This window comes from Nonomuraea sp. MG754425, from assembly GCF_021699195.1.
Lineage (GTDB): Bacteria > Actinomycetota > Actinomycetes > Streptosporangiales > Streptosporangiaceae > Nonomuraea.
Genome location: NZ_SSXE01000015.1, coordinates 37800 through 52039, shown reverse-complemented (window position 1 = coordinate 52039; position 14240 = coordinate 37800). Strand labels below are relative to the sequence as shown.

At 69.4% G+C, this 14240-nt stretch carries 15 protein-coding genes; 4 read left to right on the top strand and 11 right to left on the bottom strand.

Translation table 11 applies throughout. The annotated features are described in order from the left end of the window. The first annotated feature begins 246 nt into the window (after positions 1–246). Positions 247–1548 carry an MATE family efflux transporter gene (locus FAF44_RS07560; protein WP_237102308.1) on the top strand — a complete coding sequence of 434 codons (1302 nt, stop codon included), beginning with the start codon at positions 247–249 and terminating at the stop codon, positions 1546–1548. 69 nt (positions 1549–1617) lie between these two features. Then, the gene (locus FAF44_RS07555) at positions 1618–3096 is read left to right on the top strand and encodes an APC family permease (RefSeq protein WP_237102307.1); all 1479 of its coding nucleotides are present in this window, start codon (positions 1618–1620) and stop codon (positions 3094–3096) included. Here FAF44_RS07555 and FAF44_RS07550 read toward each other — a convergent pair. The 7 genes from FAF44_RS07550 to rpsF all read right to left on the bottom strand — a co-directional run bounded on the left by FAF44_RS07550 (position 3093) and on the right by rpsF (position 7458). Continuing rightward, positions 3093–3836 (bottom strand): amino acid ABC transporter ATP-binding protein, encoded by a 744-nt coding sequence (locus tag FAF44_RS07550; RefSeq protein ID WP_272894187.1) that lies wholly within the window; start codon positions 3834–3836, stop codon positions 3093–3095. The two genes, FAF44_RS07555 and FAF44_RS07550, sit on opposite strands and share 4 nt — an antisense overlap. Next, the gene (locus FAF44_RS07545; protein WP_237102306.1) at positions 3833–4672 is read right to left on the bottom strand and encodes an amino acid ABC transporter permease; all 840 of its coding nucleotides are present in this window, start codon (positions 4670–4672) and stop codon (positions 3833–3835) included. The genes FAF44_RS07550 and FAF44_RS07545 overlap by 4 nt, the downstream gene beginning before the upstream one ends. Further along, positions 4669–5535: an ABC transporter substrate-binding protein gene (locus tag FAF44_RS07540; protein WP_237102305.1), complete on the bottom strand. Its 867-nt coding sequence runs from the start codon at positions 5533–5535 to the stop codon at positions 4669–4671. Before FAF44_RS07540 ends, FAF44_RS07545 begins: the two co-directional genes overlap by 4 nt. A gap of 229 nt (positions 5536–5764) precedes the next feature. Beyond that, positions 5765–6211, bottom strand: coding sequence for a 50S ribosomal protein L9 (rplI, locus tag FAF44_RS07535; RefSeq protein WP_237102304.1), 447 nt, complete (start codon positions 6209–6211; stop codon positions 5765–5767). A 14-nt stretch (positions 6212–6225) separates the two neighbouring features. Next, complete coding sequence (gene rpsR / locus FAF44_RS07530) at positions 6226–6462, bottom strand: 30S ribosomal protein S18 (protein WP_020543048.1); 237 nt, start codon at positions 6460–6462, stop codon at positions 6226–6228. A 63-nt stretch (positions 6463–6525) separates the two neighbouring features. Then, entirely contained in the window at positions 6526–7089 is a 564-nt protein-coding gene (locus tag FAF44_RS07525; protein WP_237102303.1) for a single-stranded DNA-binding protein, read from the bottom strand. A gap of 78 nt (positions 7090–7167) precedes the next feature. Next, positions 7168–7458 (bottom strand): 30S ribosomal protein S6, encoded by a 291-nt coding sequence (gene rpsF / locus FAF44_RS07520; RefSeq protein WP_103957115.1) that lies wholly within the window; start codon positions 7456–7458, stop codon positions 7168–7170. 195 nt (positions 7459–7653) lie between these two features. On the opposite strand from rpsF, the gene FAF44_RS07515 reads away from it, so the two are divergent. After that, positions 7654–7971, top strand: coding sequence for a hypothetical protein (locus FAF44_RS07515; RefSeq protein WP_237102302.1), 318 nt, complete (start codon positions 7654–7656; stop codon positions 7969–7971). Positions 7972–8039: 68 nt separating this feature from the next. Here the strand turns inward: FAF44_RS07515 and FAF44_RS07510 are convergent, their stop codons facing one another. After that, positions 8040–8219 (bottom strand): hypothetical protein, encoded by a 180-nt coding sequence (locus FAF44_RS07510; protein WP_237102301.1) that lies wholly within the window; start codon positions 8217–8219, stop codon positions 8040–8042. A 100-nt stretch (positions 8220–8319) separates the two neighbouring features. Here FAF44_RS07510 and FAF44_RS07505 point away from each other — a divergent pair, with 100 nt between their 5' ends. After that, positions 8320–9063 (top strand): deoxyribonuclease IV, encoded by a 744-nt coding sequence (locus tag FAF44_RS07505; protein WP_237102300.1) that lies wholly within the window; start codon positions 8320–8322, stop codon positions 9061–9063. A 63-nt stretch (positions 9064–9126) separates the two neighbouring features. Here the strand turns inward: FAF44_RS07505 and FAF44_RS07500 are convergent, their stop codons facing one another. The 3 genes from FAF44_RS07500 to FAF44_RS07490 are packed head-to-tail and all read right to left on the bottom strand — an operon-like array spanning position 9127 to position 14203. Continuing rightward, a complete protein-coding gene (locus FAF44_RS07500; RefSeq protein ID WP_237102299.1) occupies positions 9127–10191 on the bottom strand; it encodes a mannosyltransferase family protein in 1065 nt (354 codons plus the stop codon). Beyond that, positions 10188–11510 (bottom strand): glycosyltransferase family 87 protein, encoded by a 1323-nt coding sequence (locus tag FAF44_RS07495; RefSeq protein ID WP_237102298.1) that lies wholly within the window; start codon positions 11508–11510, stop codon positions 10188–10190. Before FAF44_RS07495 ends, FAF44_RS07500 begins: the two co-directional genes overlap by 4 nt. Next, complete coding sequence (locus tag FAF44_RS07490; protein ID WP_237102297.1) at positions 11507–14203, bottom strand: transglycosylase domain-containing protein; 2697 nt, start codon at positions 14201–14203, stop codon at positions 11507–11509. The genes FAF44_RS07495 and FAF44_RS07490 overlap by 4 nt, the downstream gene beginning before the upstream one ends. Positions 14204–14240 lie beyond the last annotated feature (37 nt).

Below are 14240 nucleotides of genomic sequence, written 5' to 3'. Positions count from 1 at the left end.
CCACTTGATAGTCGACCGGTGTGACAGTTTCGCGGAGTCGCGCTCAGTCGGCAACGTGGCCTGTGGACAACCCTGTGGCCGACCTGTGGACGAGTGCCCCAAGGGTGTGAACGGCCTGTGGACAGAGGTTGGGGATAACTCTTCCGGATATCCACCGAAGCCGCTCCGACCTGGGCGAATAGTGTCCACCGGCTGTGGAGGAAAGAAAGTTGCCCCGACACGCCGAGTAAGGCCCATAATGGACGAATGCCCATTACCGCCAGAGATCGGGAGATTCTGCGGCTGGCCGTGCCCGCCTTCGGGGCATTGGTGGCGGAACCTCTCTTCCTGCTCGCCGACTACGCCATCGTCGGCCACGGACTCGGCACCACGGCGGTGGGCGCGCTGGGCGTGGCGGGAACGGTGCTGACGACCCTGGTGAACCTGTGCGTCTTCCTCGCGTACGGGACGACCGCCTCCGTGGCCCGCCAGACCGGAGCCGGCAACCACCTGCGGGCCATGCGCAGCGGCGTGGACGGCATCTGGCTGGCGCTCGCCCTCGGAGCCGTGGCGATCGTGCTGGGCTGGCCGCTGGCGCCGGCCATCGTGGACCTGTTCGGCGCCACGGGCACGCAGGCCGCGCAGGCCGTGACGTACCTGCGGATCAGCCTGCTCGGCGCGCCCGGCATGCTGGTCGTGCTGGCCGGGACCGGCGTGCTGCGCGGGTTGCAGGACACGGCGACGCCGCTGCTGGTGGCGGTGGGGTCGTTCGCGCTGAACGCGGCGCTGAACGGCTGGTTCGTGCTGGGGCTGGGCTGGGGCATCGCGGGCTCGGCGTGGGGCACCGTGCTGGCGCAGACTCTCGGCGCCGCCGTCTACCTCGTGGTGGTGGCGCGTGGCGCGGTCCGGCTCGGGACGCCGCTGACGCCCTCGATCGCCGGTGTCGGGCAGGCGGGCACGGCGGGGTTCGCCTTGTTCGTCCGCACCCTGTGCATGCGGATCGTGCTGCTGGCCGCCACCGTCATCGCCACCAGGATGGGCGAGGCCGAACTGGCCGCGTACGCGCTGGCCACCCAGGTGTGGACGCTGCTCGCGCTGGCCCTGGACGCCATCGCCATCGCCGGTCAGGCCATCACCGGGCGTTCGCTCGGAGCGGGCGACGTCGATGCCACCAGGGCCGCCACGAAGCGGATGGTGTCGTGGGGCGTCTGGTCCGGGATCGTGCTCGGCCTGCTGGTGCTGGCGGCCAGGCCGCTGCTGCCGGGCCTGTTCGACGCCGAACCGCGGGTGGCCGGCCTGCTCCTGGACCTGCTCTGGCCGGTGGCGCTGCTCCAGCCGCTCTGCGGGGTGGTGTTCGTGCTGGACGGGGTGCTGATCGGCGCCGGGGACCAGCGGTACCTGGCCTGGGCCGGAGTGTGGACGACGCTCGCGTACCTGCCCGCCGCCCTGCTCGCCTCCGGGATGGGCGTGGTCGCGCTCTGGTGCGCGCTCGGCGTGTGGATGGTGGCCCGCCTGCTCACCCTGACCCGGCGGGCGAACGGAACCGCCTGGCTGGTAACCGGCACGTAATCACTTCGTGCTTGTTGGTCACCCGAAGGGTGAGACATTTGTGGGCGGGTTCCCTGAGCGGGGTGTTTCTTGTCCACGATTCTTCGACGACTGCCTCCTTCGGAGGCGACCGGGCTGCGCACCGGCGCCCGGCACAGCCTGGCCGAGGTCTATCGCACGGCCGACCTGGTCGTGCTCGGGCTCGGCGTGATGATCGGCGCCGGCATCTTCAGCATCGCCGGGCAGCAGGCGGCCACCACGGCCGGGCCCGGGGTGATCCTGTCCTTCATGATCGCCGGCATCGCCTGCCTGCTCGCCTGCCTGTGCTACGCCGAGCTGTCCTCCACGATGCCGGCCTCGGGCAGCGCCTACACCTTCACGTACGTCATCTTCGGCGAGGTGTGGGCGTGGATCATCGGCTGCGCGCTGATCCTGGAGCTGCAGTTGTCCGCCGCGGTGGTGGCCAGGGCGTGGGGCGCGATCGCTGTCGGGGCCATCAGCAACTTCGGGGTGCGCGTCCCGGCCGGTGACCTCGTCCAGGACGTCCTGGTGTTCGTGATCCTCGTGCTGCTCACGGGCGTCGTGACGCTGGGCGCGCGGGTCGGGCTGCGGGCGTTGTGGGTCATGGTGTCGGCCAAGCTGGTGGCCATCGGCGCGGTCATCGTCGTGGGCCTGGCGCACATCGACCCCGTCAACTACGGCGGCTTCCACGTGCCGTCGAAGCCGGTGGACACCCCGTCCGTCACCGTGCTGGAGCTGTTCACCGGCGGGGGCCAGGCGTTCGGGTGGCTCGGGATCTTCACGGCGGCCTCGGCCATCGCGTTCGCGTACATCGGGTTCGACATCGTGGCGACCTCGGCGGAGGAGACCGTGAACGCGCCCAGGGCGGTGCCGAAGGGCATGATCCGCAGCCTGGTGATCGCCACCGTCATCTACATCGCGGTCGCGCTGGTCATGGTGGGGATGGCGCCGTACACGACGATCTCCGTACGCGCGCCGCTGGCCGGCGCGTTCCGCGCGGCCGACGTGGGCTGGATGGTGCACGTCATCGACGCGGGCGCGGTGCTCGGGCTGACCACGGTGATCCTGGTGCTCATCGTGGGGCAGACCCGGGTGCTGTTCTCCATGGCCCGCGACGGGCTCATCCCGCGCGGCCTGGCCACGGTGAGCCGCCGCTACCACACGCCCACCCGAGTGACGCTGGTGATCGGGCTGGTGGCGATCATGCTGGCCGAGTTCGTGCCGGTGCTGACGCTGCAGCAGCTCGCGGTGATCGGGACGCTGTTCGCGTTCGCGTTCGTGGCGGCCGGGGTGATCGTGATGCGGCGGCGCATGCCGCACCTGGAGCGGGGGTTCCAGGTGCCGTTCTCGCCGCTGGTGCCCGCGCTGTCGCTGGCGGCCACGTTCTGGCTGATGGTGAACCTGCGGGTGGTGACGTGGGTGTGGTTCGTCCTGTGGATGCTCTTCGGCCTGCTGGTCTACCTCGTGTACGGCCGCCGCCACAGCCTGCTGGCCCAGCCCGCCGTCGCCCCCAGGCCCGCCGCCCCCCAGGGCCGGCACCGCCGCTAGAACCGCCCCGACTTCAGCACGCTGCGCAGGAACTCCTGGGTACGCGACTCCCGGGGATCGGTGAAGATCTGCTCGGGCGGCCCCTTCTCCAGCAGCACGCCGCCGTCGAGGAAGCACACCGTGTCCGAGATGTCCCGGCAGAAGCTCATCTCGTGCGTCGTCAAGATCATCGTCATGCCCGACTCCTTGAGCTCCCTGATGATCCCCAGCACCTCCACGACCAGCTCCGGGTCGAGCGCCGAGGTGACCTCGTCGAGCAGCATCAGCCGGGGCTGCGTGGCCAGCGCCCGGATGATCGCCACCCGCTGCTGCTGGCCGCCGGAGAGCTGGTCGGGGTAGGCCCGCGCCTTCGACGCCAGCCCGAACCTGGTCAGCAGGTCGTGCGCCTGCTCCTCGGCCCGCGTCTTGGACGTGCCGTGCACCCGCCTGGGCGCCAGCGTGATGTTGTCCAGCACGGTCATGTGCGGGAACAGGTTGAACGACTGGAAGACGATGCCGAGCCGCCTGCGGACCAGGTCCACGTCGGCCCTCGGGTCGGTGATGTCCTCGCCGTCGAGGTGGATGACGCCGTCGTCCACCGTCTCCAGCAGGTTGACGCAGCGCAGCAACGTGGACTTGCCCGAGCCGGAGGCCCCGATGAGGCTCACCACCTCGTGCGGTTCGACCTCCAGGTCGATGCCGCGCAGCACGCTGTGGCCGTGGAAGTTCTTCCACACCCCTTCGATGCTCAGCACGCTCATGCTCCGCGCCTCCTGCGGGTACGGGCCGCCAGGTGGTCGGTGAGCCTGGCCATGGGGATCGTGAGCAGGATGAACAGCAGCGCCGCGACCAGGTAGGGGGTGTAGTTGAAGGTGCTGGCGGCATGGATCTGGGCCTGCCTGAGCGCCTCCAGCGGCCCGATGGTGGCCACCAGCGCGGTGTCCTTCTGCAACGAGACGAAGTCGTTGAGCAGCGGCGGCACGACCCTGCGAGTGGCCTGCGGCAGCACCACGAAGCGCATGGTCTTGACGTGGCCGAGACCCAGGGAACGGGCGGCGGCCACCTGGCTGGGGTGCACCGACTCGATGCCCGCCCGGAACACCTCGGCCACGTACGCGCCGTACGACAGGGTCAGCGCGATGACGCCCAGCGTCGCCAGGTCGGACGGGATGCCCTGCAACCTGAGCGCCGGCAGCCCGAACCCGACGAGGTAGATCACCAGAATCGTCGGCACGCCGCGGAAGACGTCCGTGTAGAGCGTCGCCAGGGCGCGGATCGGGAAGAACGCCGGCGTCTTGATGCCCCTGGCCAGCGCCACCAGCAGCCCGACGACGAGGATCAGGACCTCGGCGACGATGAAGATCTTGACGTTGAGCACGAACCCGCTGAGCACGTCGGGCAGCGCCTTGGCGAACTGTTCGCCGTCGAAGAAGGTCTCGCGCACCCGCGGCCAGCCCGGCGAACCGGTGACCCCCCAGACGACCAGGACGATGAAGACGATCGTCGAGGCCGTCGCGATCGAGGCCGAGCGGCGGGCGCGCGAGCGGCGGACCCGCTCACGCTCGGCCTGCCGCTCGGACTTGACCCACTCGCTCATCGCAACTCGGGCGCGCCCGCCGCCGAGCCCAGCCACTGCTGCTCGATCTTGGCCAGCTCACCCTTCGTCTTCAGCGCCTCGACCGCCTTGTCCACGCAGGGCTTCAGCGCGCTGCCCTTCTCCATGACCAGCCCGAACTCCTCCGGCGTACCGCCGGTCGAGCCGAACTGGCCGACGATCTTGGAGTTGTCGACCTGGGCGGCCGTCACGTAGAACGCGGTCGGCAGGTCGACGACCACCGCGTCCACCTGCTTGTTCTTCAGCGCGTTCACGACGTCGATCTGCTCGTTGTAGACGTTGGGGTCGTCGGTGGGCTTGATCACGTTCTTGACCGCGTCGAGCGAGGTGGTGCCGACCTGGACGCCGATCTTCGCGCCCGCCAGCTCGGCCACGCTCGTCGCCCCCGCGTACTTGCCGCCTTCGACCGCCACGACGGCCTGCTTGACCGTGTAGTAGCCGTTGCTGAAGTCGACCACCTTGGCCCGGTCGTCGGTGATCGAGACCTGGTTGACGTCGAAGTCGAACTGCTTGTCCCCCGGCGCGAACGCGGCGTCGAACTTCACCGTGCTCCACTGCACCTCGGTACGGTCGAAGCCGAGCTCCCCCGCCACCGCGAAGGCCACCGCGCTCTCGAACCCCTGCCCGTTGGCCGGATCGTCGTCCTTGAACCAGGGCTCGTAGGCGGGCTTGTCGGTGCCGATGGTCAGCTTGCCCGGGGTGAACAGCGCGAGCTGCTCCTTGGCGCAGGCGGTGGACTGCGACGGGGCCGCGCCGGCACCGGTGCCGGTGGTGGTGTCGTCCATGGGCGCACAACCGACCACGGCGACGGCCAGGGCAAGCAGCATCAAGGGGCGGGTGGCCATGGCCTTGCCTCCAGGGGGAAAAGTGCAGCAGAACGACCGCATTCTACGCGGCTGGAATAGGGAATACCGTTCGAGGGTGCCCCTCACCACGGCATTCGGCCCACTTCGGGCTCGCGTGACGCCCCGCCGGCACGCCCGGGGTCGGCGGGCCGTTTCCCGAAGCGCCGGGTACGGCGCACCGCAACGAAAAAGCCTCCCTCATGACGAGGGAGGCTTTCTCGCACAGGGGTCAGCCCGCGACGACCTCGACGTCGATCGAGGCGGCCACCTCCGGGTGGAGCCGGACCGACACGCGGTGGGAGCCGACGCTCTTGATCGGGTTGACGATCTCGATGCGGCGGCGGTCGAGGATCGGGCCGCCGGCGGCCTTGACCGCGTCGGCGATGTCGCCCGTCGTGATCGAGCCGAACAGCCGGCCCGACTCGCCCGCACGCGTGCTCAGCCGGACGCGCAGCGCGCCGAGCTGGCCGGCGACCTCCTTGGCGGTGCCGAGGTCGCGGATCTCGCGAGCGTCGCGAGCCTTGCGGATGGTCTCGATCTGCTTCTCGGCGCCCCGCGTCCAGCGCATGGCGTAGCCGCGCGGGATGAGGTAGTTACGGCCGTAGCCGTCCTTGACCTCGACGATGTCACCGGGGGTGCCGAGGCCGGAGACCTCATTGGTGAGAATGAGCTTCATATCGACAGACCTCCTTAGCGCGCCGTGCTCGTGTAAGGCAGCAGAGCCACCTCACGGGCGTTCTTGATCGCGGTCGCCACGTCACGCTGGTGCTGGGTGCAGTTGCCCGTCACCCGGCGCGCACGGATCTTGCCGCGGTCGGAGATGAACTTCCGCAGCAGCGCCGTGTCCTTGTAGTCGACGTAGGAGATCTTGTCGTGGCAGAACAGGCAAACCTTCTTCTTGGGCTTGCGCAGTGCCGGCTTTGCCATCGTGGTGCTCCTTTCAGAGCCCCGCCTTCAGGGCGGGAATGGACTCGGGCTGGTGAACTGGGATTAGAAAGGCGGTTCGTCGCTGAAGTCGCCGCCGCCGCTGAAGCCGCCGCCGCCGCTCTGCTGGCCGCCGCCGAAGCCGCCGCCACCACCGCCGCCGCCCTGGTAGCCACCGCCCTGAGGCGCGGCGGGCGTCGCGGAGGCCCACGGGTCGTCGGCCGGGCCGCCACCGAAGCCGCCGCCACCGCCGCCACCCTGACGGGAGGTGCGGTTGACCTTGGCGGTGGCGTTACGCAGGGACGGGCCGACCTCGTCGACCTCGACCTCGTAGACCGTGCGCTTCTCGCCTTCCTTGGTCTCGTAAGACCGCTGCTTGAGCCGCCCCTGCACGATGACCCGCATGCCGCGCTGCAGGCTCTCGGCGGCGTTCTCCGCCGCCTGCCGCCAGACGTTGCAGGTCAGAAAGAGGCTCTCGCCATCCTTCCACTCGTTGGTCTGTCGATCCATGAACCGCGGAGTGGACGCGATGCGGAATCGAGCCACCGCTTGCCCCGTCGGGGTGAAGCGCAGCTCCGGGTCGTCGACCAGGTTGCCGACGATGGTGATTACGGTGTCGCCTGCTGCCATGGCTAGCGCTCGCCTTCCTGCACGCCTTCGCTTGGATTACGGCCCAGAGTACGGGGCTCCTCCGACAAAAGCCGGAGGTTAGTGCACGTCCGGACGCAGGACCTTGGTGCGCAGAATGCCCTCGTTGAGGTTCATCTGCCGGTCGAGCTCCTTGACCGTCGCGGGCTCCGCGGACAGGTCGATGACGGCGTAGATGCCTTCGGACTTCTTGTCGATGTCGTAGGCGAGCCGGCGACGGCCCCAGACGTCGACCTTCTCCACGGTGCCGCCGTCGGTGCGGACCACGGTGAGGAACTGGTCGAGGGACGGCGCGACAGTGCGCTCATCGAGCGAAGGGTCGAGGATGACCATTACTTCGTAACGACGCATGCCTGACTCCAACCTCCTCTGGACTCTTGCGGTCACGACACTCTGCCGTGACAGGAGGACGCTGACGTCTTGGCCCGGGAAGCCCCTTTCGGCCTCCCTGGGACGATGGATGACCCATCACAACGCAGCGTGCCCCAGGTTACCAGCCGCGGGTAGGTGGGAAGGCCTCTAGGAAACCCATAGGGGGTGGTGGCTGTGCCACACGTGCTTCAACCCTCCGAATCGGAGCGGTTCAGACTCACGCTCAACCCTGACGGACGTCCGCACCCGGTCGAGAACATCATGGCCGTCGCCACGCTCGCCTGCGGCGTGATCGCCTTCGTCGCCACGTTCTGGCCCGCGGCGCACATGATCAGTTCCTGGGTCGGCACGCTGGGCTTCGGCATGGGCCTGTTCTCCCAGTACATCTCCGCCACGACGCCGCAGCGCACGCTCAACATCATCGGGCTCGTGGGCTCCTTCGTCGGGGCCGCGCTGGGCATCGCCCACGGCGGCTTCCTCCCCTACCCGTGACCCGGCGCCCGGCAGCCGGCAGCCGGACGGCCCCGGCCGACGTGCGCCGGGGCCGTTCGATATGCGTCTCATCCGCCTATGCGCAGGTCGATGCCGAGCAGGACCAGGAACCAGAGGAAGACCGCGAGCAGGGCCTCGGCGAGGTCCCTGAGCAGCCCTGGCGTGATGTAGTCGTACACCCAGCCGACGTAGACGCCGACGACGACGTAGATCAGGACGAGCAGCGCCCGTAAGCGCCAGCGGCTCATATGGCTTCTCCTAGGGGGTAGGGGGCGCCTCCCGACTGCCCTGATCCACCTGTCCCAAACGCGCCCGACCTGGTCCCGGGCTCCGGATAAGCTCGATGACATGGTGCTCATCGGTGCTCACGTCGATCAGGACGACCCCGCCGCCCACGCCGCGGAGGTGGGAGCCGAGGTGGTGCAGTTCTTCCTCGGCGACCCACAGGGCTACGACAAGCCGGTGCTGCCGGCCAAGCCCGTCGAGGGCGTGGAGATCTACATCCACGCCCCCTACCTGATCAACGTGGCGACGACCAACAACCGCATCAGGATCCCCAGCCGCAAGCTGCTGGAGCAGCACCTGAAGGCCGCCGCCGGCCTCGGCGCCAAGGGCCTGATCGTGCACGGCGGCCACGTCAACAAGAGCGACGACCCCCAGACCGGGTTCGACAACTGGCGCAAGGTGTTCGAGCGCATGGAGTGCCCCATCCCCGTGCTGATCGAGAACACCGCGGGTGGCGGCAACGCGATGGCCCGCAAGCTGGAGCGCATCGCCCGGTTGTGGGAGGCGCTCGACGGGTTCGACGTGGGCTTCTGCCTCGACACCTGCCACGCCCACGCGGGCGGCGAGGAGCTGGTCGACCTGGTCGACCGGGTCAAGGCCATCACCGGCCGCATCGACCTGGTCCACTGCAACGATTCGCGCGACGACTTCGACTCGGGCGCCGACCGGCACGCCAACCTGGGCAAGGGGAAGATCGACCCGGAGCTGATCCTGGCGGTGTGCCGGGCGGCGGGCGCGCCGGTCGTGGTGGAGACGCCCGGCGAGGGCCAGGCGGAGGACATCGCCTTCCTGCGGAAGAACCTCTAGCCAATACACACAGGCTGTGGATAACTTCCCTGGATTACCGAGACGGAAAAGTGGGTAAGGCGATCACCCTGCCCACGCCCCGCTCAGGAACCGGCCGGCGTTGACCAGCATCAACGGCCCCGAGATCAGCGCGTACAGCACGATCACCCACGTCCGCCTGGTCGCGACCCGCGCGACCAGGATCCACAGCGGGAACCACAACAACAGCGAACGCGGGATCGACAGGTAGTACGCCGAGGTCATCAGCGCCGCCGCCTGCGTGCCCGTGTAGACGGCCTCGCTCCACCTCCGCAGGACGAGCAGCCACACCAGCCCGCCCAGCGCGACCACGACCCCGGCGATCTCCATGCGGAAGGCCACCGCGAAGTCCCCGGAACCCATGGCCGAGTCCCAGGTCGTCGCCCACGCCTCCCACGGCCAGGCGAAGTCACGGCCCCAGCCGGCCTCCTGCGCGTGCTTCCACGCCAGCCAGTCGCCGGTCCTGCCGTAGTGGTAATACGAGTACGCCACCAGCGGCAGGAACGGCACCGCCAGCCACGCGGCCCGCCGCGGCGACTCCCGGCGCATCACGAACTCCACCACGAGCGCGACCGCGAGGAACAGACCGGTGATCCGCACGCACGAGGCCCCCGCCGCCAGCACCGCCGCCGACGCCCAGTTCCCCTGCCGGGCGGCCAGCCATGCCGGGATCGCGAACGCCAGGAACAGCGACTCGCTGTAGCCCGCGGACAGGAACACCGCCGTCGGGAAGAGCAGCAGCGCCAGCACGGCCATCCACCCGGACGCGCCCTCGACCTCGGCCAGCCTGGCCAGCGACAACATCGCGACCGCCCCGGCGGCCAGCGAGATCAGCAGCCCGGCCGCCGCCCAGTCCGGCACCACCAGGTGCACCAGCCGCAGCGCCGCCGGCAGGCCGGGGAAGAACGCGGGCAGCCCGTCGTCCGGCGGCCGGCCGGGTTCGCCGTCGTAGCCGTACCGGGCGATCGTGATGAACAGCGTGGCGTCCCACTTGCGCCACTTGTCGACGTACTCGCCCAGCGTCACGCCGAGCAGCGTCGCCGCCAGCAGCCCGGCCCGCGAGCCGAACCACAGCAGCAGCGCGTCCCGGCCGGCCGAGCGAGTGATCATCTGAGCACGGACTGGAGGGTGAACCTGTCGGGCGCGTCGTCGAACACGCCGCCGGCCTGGTCGTCGATGTCGGCCTGGCGCACCACGTCCTTCTCAGGCCGCAGGACGTCCCGCACGACGAACGCCATCATGATCCCGATGGTGATGATCCGGCCCCAGACGGCGGTGAAGTACGTGTCGTCGCCGATGCCCAGGTCGTCGCGGCTGAGCGGCGGCTGGGCGAGCAGGTAGAGCCAGATCGCGGCGAAGTACCACACCTCAGCGAGCTGCCACAGCGCCAGCGGCTTCCAGTTGGGCCTGGCCAGCACCGCGAACGGCACCAGCCACAACACGAACTGCGGCGACCACACCTTGTTCGTCATCATGAACGCGGCCAGCGCCAGGAAGCAGATCTGGGCCAGCCGGGGCCGCCGGGGCGCGGCCAGCGTCAGCACGGCGATGCCCAGGCACATGATCGCCAGCGTGGCCATGCCCAGCGTGCTCACGTCGCCGTCGCCGAGGACCGGCCAGCCCTTGTTCTGGAAGAACAACCACGGCGAGCCCCAGTCGACCCCGCGCTCCTGGGAGAAGACGTAGAACCTGCGCCACCCGTCCCACGCGAAGATCATGAAAGGCACGTTGACCACGAGCCACACGCCGGCGGCCGAGCCGGCCGTCACCAGGAACGGCCGCCATCGGCCGGTTCGCCACGTGAGCAGGAACAACGCGCCCAGGAACATCAGCGGATAGAACTTGGTCGCGATCGCCAGCCCCAGCAGCACCCCGGCCGCCACCTGCCGCTGCCGTTTCCAGGCCAGCAGCATGCCCATGGACAGCGCGCCCGCGACCAGGTCCCAGTTGATGTAGGCGGCCAGCACCACGGCCGGCGAGATGGCGTACCAGAGGGGGTCCCACCGCCGCGTCGGGCCGGCCACCGCAGCCATCAGCAGCACGCCGACCACGAGGCTGACGCCGAGCAGCAGCACCGTCAGGTCGTAGAAGCGCACCGCCTGGGCGACCCGGTCCGGCCCGAGCGCACGCGCGAACCAGGCGAAGAACTGCATGACCTCGCCCAGCACCACCGGGTACTCGACCTGCTTGTCGAACGGCACGTCGGCGAAGTAGGGGTTCTGGGTGGCCAGCTCCCTGTCGAAGTACAGGGGGTAGATGTCGGTGTAACAGAAGTTCGTGTAGGTGGAGACCTGGTCGTTCCACCCGCCGGTACGGCACGGGAGCCGCACCACGTACGCGAAGGTCGCCCCGAGGGCCGCGATCAGCCCCAGGGGCAGGTACGGCACGGCACGCGCCACCCAGGGGGCGCGTGCCTCGGCGCTGGTCACTGGTCCTCTGGCTTGGTGGACTTCGGCCGTGACCCGCTGGTTCTCGGTTCCGGCGCCGAGCCCTGACCGGCCAGGCCCACGTCGTCGGGGTTGGTCTCGGAGAAGTCGTCGCCGGCGCCGTCGTCGTTCTGGACGTCGTCGTCCGGAACGGTGGCGTCGTTGTTGTCGCAGCCGATCAGGCAGTCGTCCCTGCCGCCCTGGTCGTCGAACGGGTTGTCGGAGCCGAACGGGTTGTCGTCCTCCGGCGTGGGCGTCGGCGTGGGGGTCGGGCTCGGCACGATGTTCTCGGGGACGCCGACCTCGGCCCGGTCCGGGAACTGCTCGACCGGCAGCCCCTCGTGGGCGAGCTGCATGAACTTCTGCCAGGCGATCGTGGGAGGTCCGGCGCCCTCGAAGCCGAGCGAGACCTCCTTCGGCCGCGTGTAGGGGTTGTTCCCGTCGAACTTCTTGCTGCCCTTCTTGGTGAAGGGGCAGTTGGAGTGCTGCGGCGGGATGACCTTGCCCGTCTTGGTCATGCACTGCTCGCGGTAGAAGCCGACCGCGGTGGAGAACTGCGGCGTGTAGCCGACGAACCAGGCTTCCTTCTCGTCGTTGTTGGTGCCGGTCTTGCCGGCGGCCGGCCTGGCGCCCAGGCCCTTGCCCACCGCGGTGCCGCCCGGCTGGAGCACCGCCTGCATCGCGATCGTGGCGTCGGCCGCGACGCCCGCGTCGATGACCGACTTCCTGACCGCCTGCTCGGGGTAGGCCACCTTGCCGTTGAGCTTGACCTTCTCCACCACGTGGTACTTCGTGTACGTGCCGCCGTTGGCGAAGATCGAGTATCCGGCGGCCTGCTCGACCGGCGTCACCAGCGCGCTGCCGATCGCGAACTGGTAGTGGTGCACGTCCACGTCGTCCTGCATGCGCTGCTGGTCGAACCCGGCGGACTCGACGAGGTTCTTGACGTCCTCGAGCTGGCCCGGCAGCGCGTAGGCCATCGACACGTACGCCGTGTTGACCGACGCCGCGGTGGCCTTGACGACGTCCACGGACACGCCGACGTTGTGGCTGTTCCTGATGCCGCCCTTCTGCTGGCCCGGCAGCACCTTCGGCACCGTCTGGTTGCCCGGCACGTAGCTCTTGAGCGAGTAGCCGGCCTGCAGCCAGGCCGCCAGCACGTACGGCTTGAACGCCGACGCGGCCTGCTTGGTGGACTGGAAGGGCTCGTTCCACGGGTCGGTGAGGTAGTCGTCGCCGCCGTAGAAGGCGAGCACCCGGCCGTTCTTCGGATCCACCGCGGCCAGCCCCGCGTGGTACTCCGTGGACATGTTGTACGCCTTCATCGTGCTCTTCACCGCCGTCTGGGCGGCCTTCATGAGCTTGCGGTCGAAGGTCGAGATGATGTCGTAGCCGCCGCTCTTGACCTCGTCCTCGGTCAGGCCGCGGCCCTTCAGCTCCCTGAGCACCTCCTTGACCATGTAGCCGTTGAGGCCGCTCAGGTCGTCGTTGCCGGCGGAGGCGCGCGTCTTGGGGAACTTCGCGGTCTGCGGGAGGCTGCCGTACTTGTCGGGCCACAGCTCGGCCATGTTCCTGAGGACCTGCTGGAAGCGTTCCCGCAGCGCCGGGGAGTCGTGGTCCCAGCTCGGCTGCTGGATGCGCGCGGCGAGGTAGGCGCTCTGCTCGGGGGTCAGCTTCGCGGCCGTGACGTTCCGGCCGGGGAAGTACGCCTTCGCGGCGGCCTCGACACCGTACGCGCGACCGAAGTTCACGGTGTTGAGGTAGTTGGCCAGGATCTCTTCCTTGGACATGGTCTCGTCGAGTTTGACCGCGACGAAGATCTCCATGACCTTCCGCTTGATGGAGACTTCCTGGCTGAGGCCGTCGTAGTAGTTACGGGCCATCTGCTGGGTGATCGTCGAGGCGCCCTGGAGCTGCTGCCCCGTGGCGGTCATCCACACCGACCGGGCCATGCCGGAGATGGAGATGCCGGAGTCCTCCCAGAACGTCTTGTTCTCGATGGCGACGGCGGCGTTCTTGACGTCCTCGTCCATCTTGGCGAGCGGGACGATCTCGCGCTTGAAGCCGAGCTTGGCGATCTCGGTCTTGCCGTCGCGGTAGTAGATGGTGCTCTGCTGGGCCGTCGCCTCGCTCTGCGCGGTGGTCGGGACCGGCGTGTTGGCGTAGGCGACCATGATCATGCCGAACAGGCCGGCCGCGAGCACCACGGCACCCGCCACGAAGACCTTCCAGCTCGGGATGAACCTGCGCCAGCCGCCACCGCCGCCGCCGTCCTTCTTCGTCGGCGGGCCCGGGGGCTCCGGCGGGGCGCCTGAGCCGCGCCGGCGGGAGCGGCGCGGGGCGTCGCTGACGATCGTCTCCTGGTTACCCAGCGTGCGCATGTCCTGGCGGCCGTCCTGGCGGGTGTCGCGACGCCCGCCGGGGAGCCCGTCCTGGCGGGATTCCTGGCGGGATTCCTGCCGGGGCTCCTGCCGGCCGTCCTGGCGGGCTTCTTGGCGAGCTTCCTGGCGGGCGCGGGAGCGCGGCGGCGGCTGCTCGGCGTACTCCGCGCGCGGCTCGGCGCGTCTGGGCGGAGGCTCGTCGTACGGCTGCGCGGCCATCGCGCCGGTCTGCTCGTACGCCGCTTCGGGACGACGGTCCGGCGGCGCCGCGCTCCAGCCCGGCTCGCCGGTTTGGGGCGGAGAACCCTGGGGCACAGAACGGGATGAGTTGGATCGGCGACGCCTCCCCGGG

What these genes read in the sequence shown, in the direction of transcription:
- FAF44_RS07560 (WP_237102308.1), top strand. Translation starts at nt 247, where the DNA reads ATGCCCATTACCGCCAGAGATCGGGAGATTCTGCGGCTGGCCGTGCCC.
- FAF44_RS07550 (WP_272894187.1), bottom strand. Translation starts at nt 3,836, where the DNA reads ATGAGCGTGCTGAGCATCGAAGGGGTGTGGAAGAACTTCCACGGCCAC.
- FAF44_RS07545 (WP_237102306.1), bottom strand. Translation starts at nt 4,672, where the DNA reads ATGAGCGAGTGGGTCAAGTCCGAGCGGCAGGCCGAGCGTGAGCGGGTC.
- FAF44_RS07540 (WP_237102305.1), bottom strand. Translation starts at nt 5,535, where the DNA reads ATGGCCACCCGCCCCTTGATGCTGCTTGCCCTGGCCGTCGCCGTGGTC.
- rplI (WP_237102304.1), bottom strand. Translation starts at nt 6,211, where the DNA reads ATGAAGCTCATTCTCACCAATGAGGTCTCCGGCCTCGGCACCCCCGGT.
- rpsR (WP_020543048.1), bottom strand. Translation starts at nt 6,462, where the DNA reads ATGGCAAAGCCGGCACTGCGCAAGCCCAAGAAGAAGGTTTGCCTGTTC.
- FAF44_RS07525 (WP_237102303.1), bottom strand. Translation starts at nt 7,089, where the DNA reads ATGGCAGCAGGCGACACCGTAATCACCATCGTCGGCAACCTGGTCGAC.
- rpsF (WP_103957115.1), bottom strand. Translation starts at nt 7,458, where the DNA reads ATGCGTCGTTACGAAGTAATGGTCATCCTCGACCCTTCGCTCGATGAG.
- FAF44_RS07510 (WP_237102301.1), bottom strand. Translation starts at nt 8,219, where the DNA reads ATGAGCCGCTGGCGCTTACGGGCGCTGCTCGTCCTGATCTACGTCGTC.
- FAF44_RS07505 (WP_237102300.1), top strand. Translation starts at nt 8,320, where the DNA reads ATGGTGCTCATCGGTGCTCACGTCGATCAGGACGACCCCGCCGCCCAC.
- FAF44_RS07500 (WP_237102299.1), bottom strand. Translation starts at nt 10,191, where the DNA reads ATGATCACTCGCTCGGCCGGCCGGGACGCGCTGCTGCTGTGGTTCGGC.